At 73.2% G+C, this 14,385-nt stretch carries 12 protein-coding genes; 5 read left to right on the forward strand and 7 right to left on the reverse strand.

Going from position 1 to position 14,385, the window contains the following annotated elements; genetic code table 11:
* Positions 1–375: 375 nt before the first annotated feature.
* The 4 genes from ACIA8L_RS03925 to ACIA8L_RS03940 all read right to left on the reverse strand — a co-directional run bounded on the left by ACIA8L_RS03925 (position 376) and on the right by ACIA8L_RS03940 (position 4,754).
* Positions 376–1,134: a GNAT family N-acetyltransferase gene (locus tag ACIA8L_RS03925; protein WP_395900115.1), complete on the reverse strand. Its 759-nt coding sequence runs from the start codon at positions 1,132–1,134 to the stop codon at positions 376–378.
* 459 nt (positions 1,135–1,593) lie between these two features.
* On the reverse strand, positions 1,594–2,820 hold the full coding sequence (xseA, locus tag ACIA8L_RS03930) for an exodeoxyribonuclease VII large subunit (protein WP_395900117.1): 1,227 nt from the start codon (positions 2,818–2,820) through the stop codon (positions 1,594–1,596).
* 63 nt (positions 2,821–2,883) lie between these two features.
* Positions 2,884–3,525 (reverse strand): response regulator, encoded by a 642-nt coding sequence (locus ACIA8L_RS03935; protein WP_395900119.1) that lies wholly within the window; start codon positions 3,523–3,525, stop codon positions 2,884–2,886.
* Positions 3,516–4,754 (reverse strand): sensor histidine kinase, encoded by a 1,239-nt coding sequence (locus ACIA8L_RS03940; RefSeq protein ID WP_395900121.1) that lies wholly within the window; start codon positions 4,752–4,754, stop codon positions 3,516–3,518. Before ACIA8L_RS03940 ends, ACIA8L_RS03935 begins: the two co-directional genes overlap by 10 nt.
* A 113-nt stretch (positions 4,755–4,867) precedes the next feature.
* Between ACIA8L_RS03940 and ACIA8L_RS03945 the strand changes: the two genes are divergently transcribed.
* From ACIA8L_RS03945 to ACIA8L_RS03955, 3 genes are all read left to right on the forward strand, one after another.
* A complete protein-coding gene (locus ACIA8L_RS03945; RefSeq protein WP_395900122.1) occupies positions 4,868–5,626 on the forward strand; it encodes an ABC transporter ATP-binding protein in 759 nt (252 codons plus the stop codon).
* A gap of 85 nt (positions 5,627–5,711) precedes the next feature.
* Complete coding sequence (locus ACIA8L_RS03950; protein WP_395900124.1) at positions 5,712–8,030, forward strand: FtsX-like permease family protein; 2,319 nt, start codon at positions 5,712–5,714, stop codon at positions 8,028–8,030.
* Positions 8,027–9,019 (forward strand): 4-hydroxy-3-methylbut-2-enyl diphosphate reductase, encoded by a 993-nt coding sequence (locus ACIA8L_RS03955; protein ID WP_395900126.1) that lies wholly within the window; start codon positions 8,027–8,029, stop codon positions 9,017–9,019. The genes ACIA8L_RS03950 and ACIA8L_RS03955 overlap by 4 nt, the downstream gene beginning before the upstream one ends.
* 263 nt (positions 9,020–9,282) lie before the next feature.
* On the opposite strand, the gene ACIA8L_RS03960 is transcribed toward ACIA8L_RS03955, so the two are convergent.
* The gene (locus tag ACIA8L_RS03960) at positions 9,283–10,029 is read right to left on the reverse strand and encodes a hypothetical protein (protein ID WP_395900127.1); all 747 of its coding nucleotides are present in this window, start codon (positions 10,027–10,029) and stop codon (positions 9,283–9,285) included.
* 61 nt (positions 10,030–10,090) lie between these two features.
* On the opposite strand from ACIA8L_RS03960, the gene ACIA8L_RS03965 reads away from it, so the two are divergent.
* On the forward strand, positions 10,091–11,278 hold the full coding sequence (locus ACIA8L_RS03965; protein WP_395900129.1) for a DNA recombination protein RmuC: 1,188 nt from the start codon (positions 10,091–10,093) through the stop codon (positions 11,276–11,278).
* 1,072 nt (positions 11,279–12,350) lie between these two features.
* On the opposite strand, the gene ACIA8L_RS03970 is transcribed toward ACIA8L_RS03965, so the two are convergent.
* Positions 12,351–12,863 carry a DUF402 domain-containing protein gene (locus ACIA8L_RS03970; RefSeq protein WP_395900131.1) on the reverse strand — a complete coding sequence of 171 codons (513 nt, stop codon included), beginning with the start codon at positions 12,861–12,863 and terminating at the stop codon, positions 12,351–12,353.
* Positions 12,864–13,138: 275 nt separating this feature from the next.
* Here ACIA8L_RS03970 and ACIA8L_RS03975 point away from each other — a divergent pair, with 275 nt between their 5' ends.
* A complete protein-coding gene (locus ACIA8L_RS03975) occupies positions 13,139–13,528 on the forward strand; it encodes a hypothetical protein (protein WP_395900133.1) in 390 nt (129 codons plus the stop codon).
* Positions 13,529–13,637: 109 nt separating this feature from the next.
* Here ACIA8L_RS03975 and ACIA8L_RS03980 read toward each other — a convergent pair whose 3' ends face one another.
* The gene (locus tag ACIA8L_RS03980) at positions 13,638–14,372 is read right to left on the reverse strand and encodes a maleylpyruvate isomerase family mycothiol-dependent enzyme (RefSeq protein ID WP_395900135.1); all 735 of its coding nucleotides are present in this window, start codon (positions 14,370–14,372) and stop codon (positions 13,638–13,640) included.
* Positions 14,373–14,385: the final 13 nt, after the last annotated feature.

A 14,385-nucleotide genomic window follows, 5' to 3' on the forward strand; every position in this document is an offset into this window, starting at 1 on the left:
TCACCCGGCGAAGCGCGCGCCGCTCAGCGGAGCGCGTCCGTCACCCGGCGGAGCGTCCCGTCCCGCGGAGCGTCCGTCAGCCGCGGAGCGCTCCCGCCGCTGAGCCGGGCGCGCCCAACACCGCGCGGAGCGTCCGTCAGCCGCGAAGCGCGCCGGCCGCTCAGCGGAGCGCGTCCGTCACCGGCGGAGCGTCCGTCGCCTGCGAAGCGCGCCCGCCGCTCAGCGGAGCGCGTCCGTCGCCTGCGAAGCGCGCCCGCCGCTCAGCGGAGCGCGTCCGTCGCCTGCGAAGCGCGCCCGCCGCTCAGCGGAGCGCGTCCGTCACCGGCGGAGCGTCCGTCGCCTGCGAAGCGCGTCGTCAGTGTTGGAGAGCGTCCGTCACCCGGCGGAGTACGACAGGAACAGGACCGAGTCGGCGCGCTGGTAGCCGACCCGGGCGTACACGCGCTCCTGGGCGTCGCCGGCCGGGGTGAGGAACGTCAGCGTCGCGCCGGCCTTGAAGGCGGCTCGGGTCAGGTGGAGGGTGATGCTGCCCCCGAGGCCGCGGCGCTCGTACTTGGGGCGGACCGCTATGCCCGCCACCTCGCTGATGCCGTCGCGCACGGCGACCGCGACCCCACCGCCCGCGGCGGCACCGGTGGCGGTCTCGCGGGCCAGGAGGTAGATGTGGCCGGCGGCGGCCTTGGCCCGCGTGGACGCCACGTGCTCCGGGGTCGGAGGCGCCTCGCCGAACGCCTCGTGCTGCGCGGCCAGCATCGCCTCCGTCTCCTCGTCCGTGGTCGGGGTGACGAGCTCGAAGCCCTCGGGGTCGGGCTGGTCGACGAGGGACTCCGGCCGGCACTCCATGAGCGGCAGCCGGTCGGCCACGGTGAAGCCGGCGTCGACCAGGGCCGGTTCGACCCGCGGGGCGAGGCCGGGCAGGTACTCGAGGCGAGGCGTGCGGCCGCGGCTGGTGAACGCCGCGATCAGGGCGTCGATGTCGGCCGGGGAGGGTTCCGCGTCCGCGTCGGGGACGGCGTAGTTGACGTACACGTTCGGGTCATGCCCGGTAATGGTCACCGTGAACGGCCCCGCCCGGACGACCTCGCGGCCGCTCTTGGCACTGGCCAGCATGTAATCCTGCAGACGTCGAGACACGCGCGTCCTTCCGGCCGAAACTGCCCGGAACCGGGCCGGAACGACATCCTCTCCTATAGACCCCTGGAAGTCACCCCAAAATTTGCACGGTGGCACATAAGGCGCCTTAGTGTGATCCGGCCCTTGGAAGCCGCCCGGCTCCGCGGTCGCACCCCCGGCCGTTCATTGGTTGAGCTCGGTCCTGGACGACCGCGTAAAGGCGCACGAACCCCTCCTCCATCACCCCGGCGACGCCGGTCCGCGGCCGCAGCACCCCGGCGCTCATCGGCTCAGCTCGACGGACGTGTTCGCTCGGCTCGACGTGTTCACTCGGCTCAGTTCGACGTGCGTGTTCGCCCGGCTCGACGCGCGTGTTCGCTCAGTTCGACGTGTTCACTCGGCGCGGCTCGGCTCGGGCGCGGCCGCTCAGCTCGGTACGAGAGTCGCGGCCGCTCAGCTCGCTACGGGGGTCGCGGTCGCTCAGTCGGCGGTGGCAGTCGCGGTGGTGGCGGCGGTGAGCTCGCCCTCGGCCAGGCGGATGCGGAGCTGCTCGTCCGCCTTCACCTCGGCGGGGGCGCGGACCACGGCGCCGTCCTCGCGCTGGACGATCGCGTAGCCGCGCTGCAGCGTGGCGGACGGAGACAGGGTGCGCAGGCGGGCCAGGGTGTGCTCGAGCTCGGTGCCGGCCCGGTCCAGGCGGTGGACCAGGTTGCGGGTGGCGCGGGCCTGTAGGGCGGTGACGTCCGTGGCCCGGTTGTCGACCATGGTGAGCGGGCGGGCGATCGACGGGCGGGACCGCAGCGCGTCGAGGCGGTGCTGTTCGCGGTCCAGCAGGCCGCGCAGGGAGCGGTCCAGGCGCTGCTTGGCCTGGGCGATCAGGCGGACCTCGTCGGCCAGGTCGGGCACGATGCGCTTCGCGGCGTCGGTCGGGGTCGAAGCGCGCAGGTCAGCTACGAAATCCAGCAGTGGTACGTCCGTCTCGTGCCCGATCGCCGACACGACCGGGGTGCGGCAGGCGAACACCGCCCGGCACAGGGCCTCGTCGGAGAACGGGAGCAGGTCCTCGATCGAGCCACCGCCGCGCGCGATGACGATGACGTCGATCGTCTCGTCCCGGTCCAGGACGTTGAGGGCGTCGACGATCTGCGGTACCGCTGAAGGCCCTTGCACGGCGACGTTGATGACTCGGAAGTCGACCGTCGGCCACCGGCGCCGGGCGTTTGTCAGCACGTCCCGCTCGGCGGCGCTGGCCCGCCCCGTGACCAGGCCGATGCGGCGGGGCAGGAACGGCAGGCGGCGCTTGCGCTCCCGCGCGAACAGGCCCTCGGCGGCCAGGAGCTTCTTCAGCTGTTCGAGGCGGGCCAGGAGCTCGCCCACGCCGACCTGGCGGATCTCGTCGGCGCGCAGACTCAACGAACCGCGGGCGGCGTAGAACTCGGGGCGGGCGTGCACGACGATGCGGGCGCCGTCGGTCAGGTTGGGGGCGCCGAGGTCCATGACGTCGCGGTTGGTGGTCACGGTCAGGCTGAGGTCGGCCGACGGGTCGCGCAGCGTGAGGAACACGGTGTTGGTGCCGGGGCGGCGGGTGACCTGCGCGACCTGGCCGTCGACCCAGATCCAGCCGAGGCGGCCGATCCACTGGCTGATCTTCTGGCTGACGACGCGGACCGGCCAGGGCTTCTCGCTGCTCGACGCCTCATCGGTCATCCGGACACAGTATCGGCGCGGCCACGTCGGCTGCCCGCGGAGGTCGGCGTCGGTTGTGTGGGGCTAGCCGCGGAGGTAGGCGAGGACGGCGCGGACGCGGCGGTGGACGTCGTCGTCGGGGGGTAGGTCGAGCTTCGCCAGCAGGCCGTTGATGTGCTTGGCGATGGCGGCCTCGGAGACGACCAGGGTGCGGGCGATCGCGGCGTTCGAGCGGCCCTCGGCCATCAGGGCCAGGACCTCCCGTTCGCGCGGGGTGAGGCGGGTCAGCGGGTCGCGGCGGCGGCCGAGGAGCTGGCCGACGACCTCCGGGTCGACGACCGTGTGGCCGGCGGCGACCCGGTCGACGGCGTCGGCGAACTCGGTCACGTCGCCGATGCGGTCCTTGAGCAGGTAACCTACGCCGGCGCGGCGGCCGGACTCGAGCAGCTCCGCGGCGTAGGTCTGCTCGATGTACTGGCTCAGCACCAGCACCGGCAGGCCCGGGTCGTCGGCCCGCAGCCGGATCGCGGCCTGCAGGCCCTCGTCGCTGAACCCGGGCGGCATCCGCACGTCGGTGACGACCAGGTCCGGGCGGTGCGTGCGCACCGCCTCGATCAGCGCGTCCGGGTCGCCGACGGCCGCGACGACCTCGTGCCCGAACCGGCGCAGCAGCCCCGCGATCCCCTCGCGGATCAGCACGCCGTCTTCCGCGATGACTACGCGCACGGGAGCTCCACGTGCAATACCGTAGGCCCTCCCACGGGACTGGCGAGGGCCACGGTCCCGCCCCCGGCCGCGACCCGGTCGGCCAGCCCGGACAGGCCGCTGCCGCGGGCCGGGTCGGCCCCGCCCCGCCCGTCGTCGCGGACCTGCACCGTCAGGCGGCCGCGGGAGACCGACGCGACCACGCGGGCCCGGGTCGCGGCGCTGTGCTTGGCCACGTTGGCGAGGGCCTCGACGACGACGAAGTACGCGCACGCCTCAACCGCCCCGGGCAGCCGCTCCGGCAGCGCCGCGTCGACGTCGACGGTCAGCGGCGCCCGGTCGGCGACCTCGAGGAGCGCGGCGTGCAAGCCTCGGTCCGAGAGAATTTTCGGGTGTACTCCGCGGATGAGCTCCCGTAGCTCAGACAGTGCCTCCTTGGCGAGGTCGTGGGCGCGGGCCACCGGCTCCGCGCCCGGTGCGCCGTCCGGCAGCTCCAGCCGCGCCAGCCCCAGCTGCATCGACAGCGCCAGGAGCCGCTGCTGGGCGCCGTCGTGCAGGTCGCGTTCGATGCGGCGGCGCTCGACCTCGAACGCGTCGACGAGCCGGGCCCGCGACCGCGCGACCTCGGTCAGCTCGGCGTCCATCTCCATCCGCGGGCCGAGGACGGCCTGGGTGATCGCGGCCCGGGCGGCGGCCCAGGCGCTCATCGGGTACAGCAGGACGAAGCCCAGCACGACGCCGAACACGGCCCCGGTGAGGGTGAGCTCGATCGGGGCCTCGTCGCTGTGGATGTACAGGGGGCCGCCGACGAGCGCGGTCACGATCCAGAACCACAGCGCCACGACCATGCCATCGAGCCAGCACAGGGCCGTGACCATGAGCATCGTGTAGCCGAGCTCCCGCCAGGTCGCGGGCTCGCGCAGGCGGGTGCGCAGCCACGCGCGCAGCCCGGGGCGGGCCGGGCGGCGGTGCGGGTCGGTGAGCCGCACGTCGTCGACCATGCGCAGGCGGCGGCGCTCGATGCGGGCGACCACGATCCCGGACAGGGCGGCGGCGAGGAAGCCGGCCAGCCCGACCACGAGGAGGCTGAGCACCGCCCCGCCGAGCAGCAGGCCCAGCAGGACGAAGCCGGTGGCCAGGCCGAGGGCGCCGCCGCTGGTGAGGTACAGCAGCGACCGCCACGGCCACCACGACCGCAGGAACCGCATCGGGGGCAGCCGCAGCGCGTCCATGACCGATCGGGGCTGCATGCTGCCGACCGTACCGGTGGTGCACCCGGGCCGCGGTAGTGCTGGCGTTACCCGCAGGTCTCACCGCCGTGCGACTGTGCCGGGGCCGGTGAGCGGCTTCGATCTACGGTGTGATGACGACGCTGCAGACACATCAGGCGGTCGAGCTGTGGTCGGTGACCCGCCGCTACGGCACCGGCGAGCACTCGGTCACCGCCCTCGACGACGTTTCCGTCCAGTTCGCCCCGGCCAGCTTCACCGCGGTCATGGGCCCGTCCGGCTCCGGCAAGTCGACACTGCTGCACTGCGCGGCCGGGCTCGACCGGGCCACGTCCGGCCAGGTGCGCATCGACGGCGTCGACCTGACCCCGCTGTCCGAGAAGGCCCTCACCCGCCTGCGCCGGGACCGCGTCGGCTTCGTCTTCCAGGCGTTCAACCTGGTGGCCGCGCTCAGCGCCGCGCAGAACGTCGAGCTGCCGCTGCGCCTGGCCGGCCGGCGGGCCGCACCCGGGCAGGTCGCGGCCGTGCTGGCCGAGGTCGGCCTGGCCGAGCGGGCCCGGCACCGCCCGAGCGAGCTCTCCGGTGGCCAGCAGCAGCGAGTCGCGATCGCCCGGGCCCTGGTCACCGGGCCCGCGGTGCTGTTCGCCGACGAGCCGACGGGCGCACTGGACAACGCGTCCTCGCGGGAGGTGCTGCGGCTGCTGCGGACCGCGGTCGACCGGCACGCCCAGACCGTCGTGATGGTCACCCACGACCCGCTCGCGGCCGCACACGCGGACCGGGTGCTGTTCCTGGCCGACGGGCGCATCGTCGACGAACTGCGCGAGCCGCGCGGCGCGGAGCAGATCGCGGCGCGGATGGCCCACCTCGAGACGGGGTCGGCGGCATGCTGAGCGGTCTGGAGCGAAGCGACAGGGCCGCTCACCAGAAGCACAGTTGCCGGCTCGCGCCGGCGCCGGAGCTTGCGGAGGTGACGGCGTGAGCCTGAGCATGATCCGGTACCGCTGGAGCCTCTTTCTCGGCACTTTTGTGGCGCTGCTGCTGGGTGTCGCGGTGCTGTCGGGCTGCCTGTCGGTCTGGGCGGCCGCGCAGCCGCGGGTGCCCGACGCCCTCGCCGACGCGCCGGTGATCGTGGCCGCGCCGCGCTTCGACCCGCCCGACGGCGGGTTCGCGACGTATCGCCCGTGGTCGGCGGCGGAGCTCGACCGGCTCACCACCGAGCTGGCCGCGGTGCCGGGGGTCGCCGCGGTCGTGCCCGACCGCCCGTTCTATGTCCAGCGGCTCGTCGACGGACAGCCGGTGGGGGACCGGCGCGAAGCGCTCCACAGTGGACGATCGTGGTCGGCGCCGCAGCGGCCGGTCTCCGGCGCCGCGCCGGCGAACCCGGGCGAGGTCGTGGTCGACCGGGCGCTCGGCCTGCCGGTCGGGGCGGCCATGGACGTCGTCACCGCGGCCGGGCCGGCGACCTGGACCGTGACCGGCACGATCGACCGGCCCGGCTTCTACGTGTCCGAGGCGACCGCGGCCGCGCTGGCCCCGGGCGCCCGGTTCATCGCCCTGCGGCTCGCCCCGGGCGCGGACGCCGGCGCGGTCGCGGGCCGGCTCCCGGCCGTGCTCGGCGGCCTCGGCACCGCGCTGGCCGGTGACGCCCGGGGCGCGGCCGAGTCCGAGGAGGACCTGCGCACCCGCTGGATCGGCGCCCAGCTGATCATCGCCGTGGTCTTCGTCGGCTTCTTCGTGGCGGTCTTCGTCGTCGCCTCGACGTGCGCCTTCTCCGCCTCGCAGCGTCGGCAGGAGCTGGGCCTGCTGCGGGCCGTGGGGGCCACGCCGGGCCAGGTCCGGCGGATGCTGCTGGCCGAGGCGCTGCTGGTCGGCCTCGCGGCGGGAGTGCCGGGGGCGCTGCTCGGGGCCGCGCTCGCCCCGCTGCTGGCCGGGCCGTTCGTGGCGACCGGGCTGGAGCCGACCGGCTTCGAGGTCGGGTTCACGTGGTGGGCGCCGATGTGCGCGGTGGCCGTCGGCCTGGTGGTGGCCGCGGCCGGGGTGTGGCTGTCGGCGCGCCGGGCCGCGCGGGTGCCGGCCCTGGAGGCGCTGCGGGTGGCGGCGGCCGAGCCGCGGCCGATGACCCTGGCCCGGTGGCTGACCGGCGGCGGCGCGGTACTGCTCGGAGGCGGGCTGGCGCTGCTGCTGCCCGGCTCCACCGCCGAGCAGAAGCCCACGATCGTGCTGGGTTCGGCGATGGTACTGCTGGTGGGCGCGGCCCTGCTCGCCCCCGTCTTCGTGGTGCCGCTGGTCCGCCTGGTCACCTGGCCTGCCCGGCGCGGCGCGACCGGCCTGCTGGTGCGCGAGGGGGCGCGGGTCTCGGCCCGGCGGGTCGGCTCGACGGCGGCGCCGGTGCTGGCCGCGGTCGGGTTCGCGGTACTGCTCGTCGGCACGTTCCAGACCGCGGACGAGGCCGTCGGCATCGAGGACACGGCCAAGATCCCGGAGTCGGCGGTGGCGACCCGGGCCGACAACGCACCGGGCCTGTCCGAGGCCGCCGTGCGGGCCCAGGGCGGGCGCTCCGAGCTGGCCAGCACGGTGTACCTGGAGTCGGGGGAGCCCCTCGACGCCGTCGGCACCGCGGCCGCGGACGTGGTCGCCCCGGCCGGGCGGGGCTGGAAGGTCGGCCAGCCGGTGCCGCTGCGGTTCGCCGACGGTGCGGTACTGCCGGTCACGGTGACCGCCCTCGCCGCGCAGGACGGGTTCTCGCTGCCCCGGGACCTGGTGCGCGTGCACGACCCTGCAGCCCTCACCCAGGTGGTCTACCTGCAGCATGGATTCGTGCCGGCCCCGGGCGCGGTCGCTTTGACGGCCCGGTCGTACGTCGAGCGGGAGGCGGCCGAGGAGGGCGACCTCATCGACCTGTTCCTCGCGATCCTCCTCGGGATCTCGGTCGGGTTCACCGGCCTGGCCGTGGCGAACACGCTGCTCATGGCCACGAACGCGCGGCGGCCCGAGTTCGTCACCCTGCACCGTGCGGGCGCGACCACCGGGCAGGCGGTACGGGTCGTCGTGAGCGAGGCGTTGCTCTCCGTCCTCATGGGGTCACTGCTCGGGCTGGCGGTGGCGGTGCCGGCGCTGTTCGAGGCCCGGGCCGGCCTGCAGGACGAGATCGGCGCCGCTGTGACGCTGGTCATGCCGTGGGGGACCCTGGTCGTCGTGGTGAGCGTGTGCGGGGTCCTGGCCGCGCTGGCGTCGTCGCTGCCGCTGCTTCGGCGAAGGGCGGGTGGGCCGTCGGCACGTACCATGGCGGGGTGACTGCTTCGAAGCGTGTCCTGCTCGCCAAGCCCCGCGGCTACTGCGCCGGTGTGGACCGCGCGGTCCAGACGGTCGAGGAGGCGCTGAAGCTGTACGGCGCGCCGATCTACGTCCGCAAGGAGATCGTGCACAACAAGCATGTGGTCAGCACGCTGCAGGGCCAGGGCGCGATCTTCGTCGAGGAGAACGAGGAGGTCCCCGAGGGCGCGATCGTGGTCTTCTCGGCCCACGGCGTGGCACCTGAGGTCCACGACCAGGCCAAGGCCCGTGCCCTGCGCGCCATCGACGCCACGTGCCCGCTGGTCACGAAGGTCCACCAGGAGGCCCGCCGGTTCGCCGCCGACGACTACGACATCCTGCTCATCGGCCACGAGGGCCACGAAGAGGTCATCGGCACGACCGGTGAGGCGCCCGCGCACATCCAGCTGGTCGACGGCCCGGACGGAGCCGACAAGGTGACCGTCCGGGACCCGTCGAAGGTGGTGTGGCTGTCGCAGACCACGCTGTCGGTCGACGAGACCCTCGAGACGGTCGCGCGGCTCAAGACCCGCCTGCCCCTGCTGATGTCCCCGCCGAGCGACGACATCTGCTACGCCACCTCCAACCGCCAGGACGCGGTCAAGGCGATGGCTCCCGACTGCGACATCGTCCTGGTCGTCGGCTCGCAGAACTCGTCCAACTCGCAGCGGCTGCGCGAGGTGGCGGTCGACGCGGGGGCCCGGGCCGGCTACCTGATCGACTACGCCTCGGAGATCCAGGACTCGTGGCTGACCGACGCCTCGACCGTCGGGGTCACGTCGGGGGCCTCGGTCCCGGAGGAGCTGGTGATGGAGGTCCTCGACTTCCTCGCGCAGCGCGGCTACAACGACGTGGCCGAGATCACCACGGCGCAGGAGAAGCTGGTGTTCTCGCTGCCGCAGGAGCTCAAGCGCGACATGAAGGCGGCCGCGGCGGCGAAGGCGGCGGAGGTCGCCAAGACACTGTCGTAGCGCTTGGCGGCTTTCGCTTCTCCGGCCTTTGTCGGGCTGACAGGCGGGCCGCAGGCCGAGGTGGATCTGGCAGTGAGGGCCCCCCGGGCCCGAGCGGTGTCTGGTGGGAACAACGGTCGCGCCCACCGCGGACCCGAGTCATGCCTTTTACCTTCTTGCTGAGAAAGGCCCTGGGGAATCTCCCAGGGCCTTTCTGTTTTCGGCGCTTGCAGCGCTTCTAAAAGCGCTTCTGCAGCGCTTCTGCAGCGATTCTGAAAGCGCTTTTAGAAATCGCCGCCGAAGTCGCCGCCGAAGTCGCCGCCGTCGCCGAAGCCCGCGTCGCCGTAGTCGCCGCCGTCTCCGTCGTAGTCGCCGCCGTCGTCCCCGGCGTCGAAGCCCTGGTCGTAGCCCTGATCGAAGCCGGCGTCCTGGCCCTGGTCGAAGCCGGCGTTGTAGGCGGCGTCGTAGCCGTGGTCACCGAACGAATTGTCGAACAGCGCGTCGAACACGAGGACCGAGCCGATGCCCCAGGCGCCGGCGACCAGGGCCGTCTTCCACCAGGGCTCGGAGTACCAGCCGCCGGGGACGCCACGGCCGGCCACGCCGCCGCCCGGGTAGTAGTAGGGGGTGGCGTTGCTCGGCTGCGGGCTGGCCCGGTACGAGTGGCCCTGGACCGAGACCTCGCGCTCCTTGGTGATCTGGCCCGCCCGCGAACCGGCCAGCGGCGGCAGGTCGGGCCCGGGGTCGAGGCCCATCGCGGTGCGGGCCGCCCGGATGTACGCGAGGCCTTCGAGGGCCGTCTCCCGGGCCAGATCGTACTGCTTGAGGCTGGTCGCCCGCTCCAGCTGCCCGCCGGCCGCGTTGTACCGCTCGCTGGCGTCGACCAGGGCCTGCTTGACCGCCTTCTCGTCACCCGAGAGGTTCATGAGCTGTCCGCCGAGGCGCTCGTACCAGCGCAGGGCCTCCTCCCGCGCATCGGCCAGCTGCTGCGCCTCCCGCTTCCTGCGCCCGAAGCCGAACACCGTCACCACTCCAACCAGGACGAAAAACTCATGCCTTCGACGGTACCGGTTTCTGTCATACCCCTACGGCATGCTGAATACCGTGGATCTGGTGCTCCTGATCGTCGGCCTCGCGCTCGGTGCCGCCCTGGGCTGGTATGTCGCCCGGTCGCGCTCCGCCGTCGACCTGGCGAAACTCGAGGCGACGCTGCAGGCGACCCGGGACGGGGAGGCGCGGCTGGAGGCCTCGCTGCGCAGCCTGACGCTCGAGGCCCGCGGCCAGACCCAGGACGCCGTGGCCGACGCGGTGACGCCGCTGCAGGAGGCGCTGCTGCGCTACGAGCGCCGGGTCAACGAGCTCGAGCGCGACCGCGTGGGTGCCTACGAGTCGTTACGCGAGCAGGTCCGCGCCATGCACGAGGTCTCCGGCGAGCTCCGCACGGAGACGAAACGCCTGGTCTCGGCCCTGCGCGCGCCCACCGTCCGGGGCCGCTGGGGCGAGCAGCAGCTGCGCCGCGTCGTCGAGGCCGCCGGCATGCTGGAGCACTGCGACTTCGACGAACAGGTGAGCGCGGCCACGGAGGACGGCGTGGTCCGCCCCGACCTGATCGTCCGGCTGCACGGCGGCCGCCAGGTCGTGGTCGACGCGAAAGCGCCGCTGGAGGCATACCTCACCGCGCTGGAGTCCCCCGACGAGCAGACCCGCACCGCCCGCCTGACCCAGCACGCCAAGCACGTCCGCGCCCACGTCGAAGCCCTGTCCGCGAAGACCTACTGGTCAGCGTTCGAGCCGGCCCCCGAGTTCGTCGTCCTCTTCGTCCCCGCCGACACGTTCCTCGACGCCGCCCTCCAACACGACCCGGCCCTGCTGGAGCACGCCTTCGCCCGCAACGTGATCCTGGCCACCCCGGCCACCTTGGTCGCTCTGCTGCGCACCATCGCCTACGCCTGGCGCCAGGACTCCCTGACCACCAACGCCCTCGCGGTCCACCAGACGGGCCGCGAGCTGTACGCCCGCCTGAGCACGATGGGCGACCACCTGGCGAAGGTCGGCACGTCGCTGTCGACGGCCGTGACGTCGTACAACCGTGCCGTGGGCTCCCTCGAGGCCCGCGTCCTGGTGAGCGCCCGCAAACTGGCCGAGCTGGGCGTGAGCGGCGACGACCTCCCACCCCCGCCCCAGGTCGAGGCGACGCCGCGGCAGCTGCAGGCCCCGGAGCTGGTCGACGACGAGTACGAGGCGCTCTTGGCCGCCTTACGCGAAGACCCCCCGCCGTAGCCAGCGCGACCCCCTCCGCCGCCGCTTGCCTCAGTTGTGCGACAGGTAGAGCTCGGCGCTGCTTTTCGGAGCGTCGGAGCGTCGGAGCGTCGGAGCGTCGGAGCGTCGGAGCGTCGGAGCGTCGGAGCGTCGGAGCGGGACGCGGGACGAGGGCACGGCGGTGCGGGCGGTCGGCGTAGCGCGGCAGTGCGGCGTGGGCGTGGGGCGTGGCGCAGCGGTGCAGAGTGTCGGCGTCAGCGTGGGACTACGGCGTGCGGCGTGCGGCGTGGGTGTGGGACGTGGCCTGTGGACGTTGGCGACGTAAGGCGCTGGAGCGTTTGCCGGGGCGTTGCGGTCAGCGTGGGACTACGGCGTGCGGCGTGGGCGTGGAATGCGGCCTGTGGACGTTGCCGACGTAAGGCGCTGGAGCGTTTGCCGGGCGTCGACGTCAGCACGGGCGGCGTGGTCTGGGGTGCGGCGGTGCGGGGCGTGGCGTCAGCGTGGGATGTGCGGTGTGGTGCGGCGGTGCGGGGCGTTGACGTCGGCGCGTTACTGCGGCGTGGGGGCGTGCGGCGGCGGCAGGGAGGGCGAAAGGCGCGGACTCGGGTCCGCGGTGGGCGCGACCGTTGTTCCCACCAGACACCGCTCGGGCCCTTGCGGGCCCTCACTGCCAGATCCGCCTCGGCCTGCGGCCCGCCTGTCAGCCCTCCGATCGTCAATCCTCCGCCACCTTCTCCGACTGCCCGGCGGCCGAGAGTCCCCCTGCGCGATGACTTGTCGGCTGCCGTCAGTGCCGGTAGACGCCGGCACTCCGGTGGGCGCCTCCCGGGCCGCGGTCCGTCGACGGCTCGCCGGATGCCGTTGCGCTAAGGGTCCGATCCGGCGCTGGGCATGCTGCTTGCGCCAAGCCTTCAAGCCCTCAAGCCTCCACGGTGCTGGCCTGCATGCTGCTGCCTGACGCTGCTCGTTCGTCGTAGAACAAAACTCCGCGACCAGGTCGATCGCACCTGGCAACGATTGTTGCAAGGTCCGCATAAGGCCGGCGTAAGCGAACTTGGAGACCTGGTCGGCGGGGGAGGGGGTGTCGGGGTTGTCAGTCGGGCAGGAGGCGGGAGTGGGGGGTGAACGGGAGGTCTCGTAGGGGGGTGATGGCTTTCGGGGGGAAGTCGGGCCAGGTGTCGCGGCTGGTGTCGTGGCGGCGGTTCAGGTGGTGGTCCAGGAAACGCTGGGTTCGGCGGAGGCCGTCCACGCCGACTGCCGGGTCGAGTTCGCCGGTGGCTATCGCGTCGGCGTACTCGTCAAGGTCCAGGACCCGGTACGGGTGGTCCGGCGGGCCAACGATTACGTCGATCCAGTGGTCGGTGACCCGGACTACGTCGCCTTCGTCGGCTACGTGGATCAGGTCGCAGTACCACCAACCTTGTTGTTGCTCCGGGAAGATGACCGGCTGGTTGATCTGGAAGCCGGTGTCGAGCAGGACGAAGGTGCGCTGCTGGCGGGTCTCGCCCTGCCAGGGGAACGTCCAGTCGTAGACGAGTGCCTGGCTCTCGCGGTGGCCGGGGGCTTGGATCTTGCCGTCGCGGATCACGGTTACCGGGGTTGGCATCCGTCAACGGTCTCAGGTGGCCGGTGGACCCGCGGCGGCCCCCTGTGACTGGGCGGGGTCAAGTCACGGTGCTGCGGTGAGCCTTAACGCCGCGGTGAGCCTCAGTGCCGCGGCGAAGCAACGGTGCCGCGAGGCTGTGGCGGGTCCGTCGAGTGCGCCTGCGGGTAAAAAATGTCTGACCAAAGCGGGCATCTCCGGCGAGGTGTCGGGCGGCGTACGTCGGGGTGTCGGGGAGCCGACGGAACCTGTCCGGCCGGGGCTCTAGCGTCGCGCGCATGTTTGGACTCGGCCGGAAGCCCGGCGCCAACGCGGTCGTCGCCCGGGGCGAGATCCTGCACGTGGATTACGGCCGGCAGAGTGGCGATGCTGAGGGGCATGCTCGGACCGCGCAGTACACCGTGCGCGTCCTCGTGCTGCCCGACGATGGTGCTTCGTTCGAGGCCTCGATCAAGGTCAAGCTGCGGGGTACCGCGGCGCCGATGATCGGGGAGGAGACGTGGGTGCGGTATGAGTCCGGGGCGCGCGGGCGGATCGACTTCGACCGGGATCGGATCAAGGATCGCAGCTATGACCGGGTCCGGGTCAATCCTGGGCTGCGGATCGTGGTCGACACGCTGTATCGGCACGGAGACCCGCCCGTCAGCGTGATCGCGACCGCCCGATAGAGCCACGCGCCCGATAGAGCCACGCGCCCGATAGAGCCACGCGCCCGATAGAGCCGGGCGTGCGATAGAGCCACGCGCGGGGTGGAGCTACGCGCGCGACAGCAACTGGCTACTCGTCAGGATCCCACTCGATGAGCACGTCGAACTGGTGGGCGTCGCCTTCGAGGGTCAGGGCGGTCATCGGGATGCGGCAGTACAGGGCCAGGACCAGGTCGCTCGCGGTACCCCGGGCGGTCGCGGTGGCCGGGCCGGCGGGAGAGCGGTCCAGGGTCACCCCGCCGGCGGTCAGGGACAGGCGCCAGGCGCGGCCCTCGACGGCCCGGTAGTCGAGGGTGACCGGGCCGTGCGGCCAGCCGTGGGCGCCGGTGCAGCACGTGGCCAGGAACTCGTCCACACCGTCCAGCGCCACCGCGTCCGGCAGCGGCTGTGGGGTGCCGGCCGTCATCTGCGCGTCGTAGGTGTGTACCGCGACCTCCTGGAGCTGGTGGCGGGCGACGGCGCCGCTGGTCGGCGGTGACTCCGACGTCTCCCACCAGGTCCAGCAGCCGCCGTCGGGGCCGGCGGCCAGCAGCGCGTCTTGGAGCAGCCGATGGGACTCGGCCAGCCAGGCGGCCGGGTCGGCGGGGGCGGTCCAGACGGGCTCGGGCGGGGGTGTGGCGGCCGGGCCGGCGGCCACGATCGCGGCCCACTCGCGCCGGCCCAGGCCCAGGTGCCGGATCAGGTCCGAGAGGGTCCACCCGGGGCAGGTCGGCACCGGGGCGGCGAGGCTCGGCGCGGCGGCGACGGCGGTCTGGAACGCGGCCAGGCGGTCGTCGGTCAGGCGCAGTACCTCCGGGAAGTCCACCATCGCTGTCTAT

The sequence above is a fragment of the Dactylosporangium sp. NPDC051541 genome (assembly GCF_044454505.1).
In the GTDB taxonomy this organism is placed as follows: Bacteria; Actinomycetota; Actinomycetes; order Mycobacteriales; family Micromonosporaceae; genus Dactylosporangium.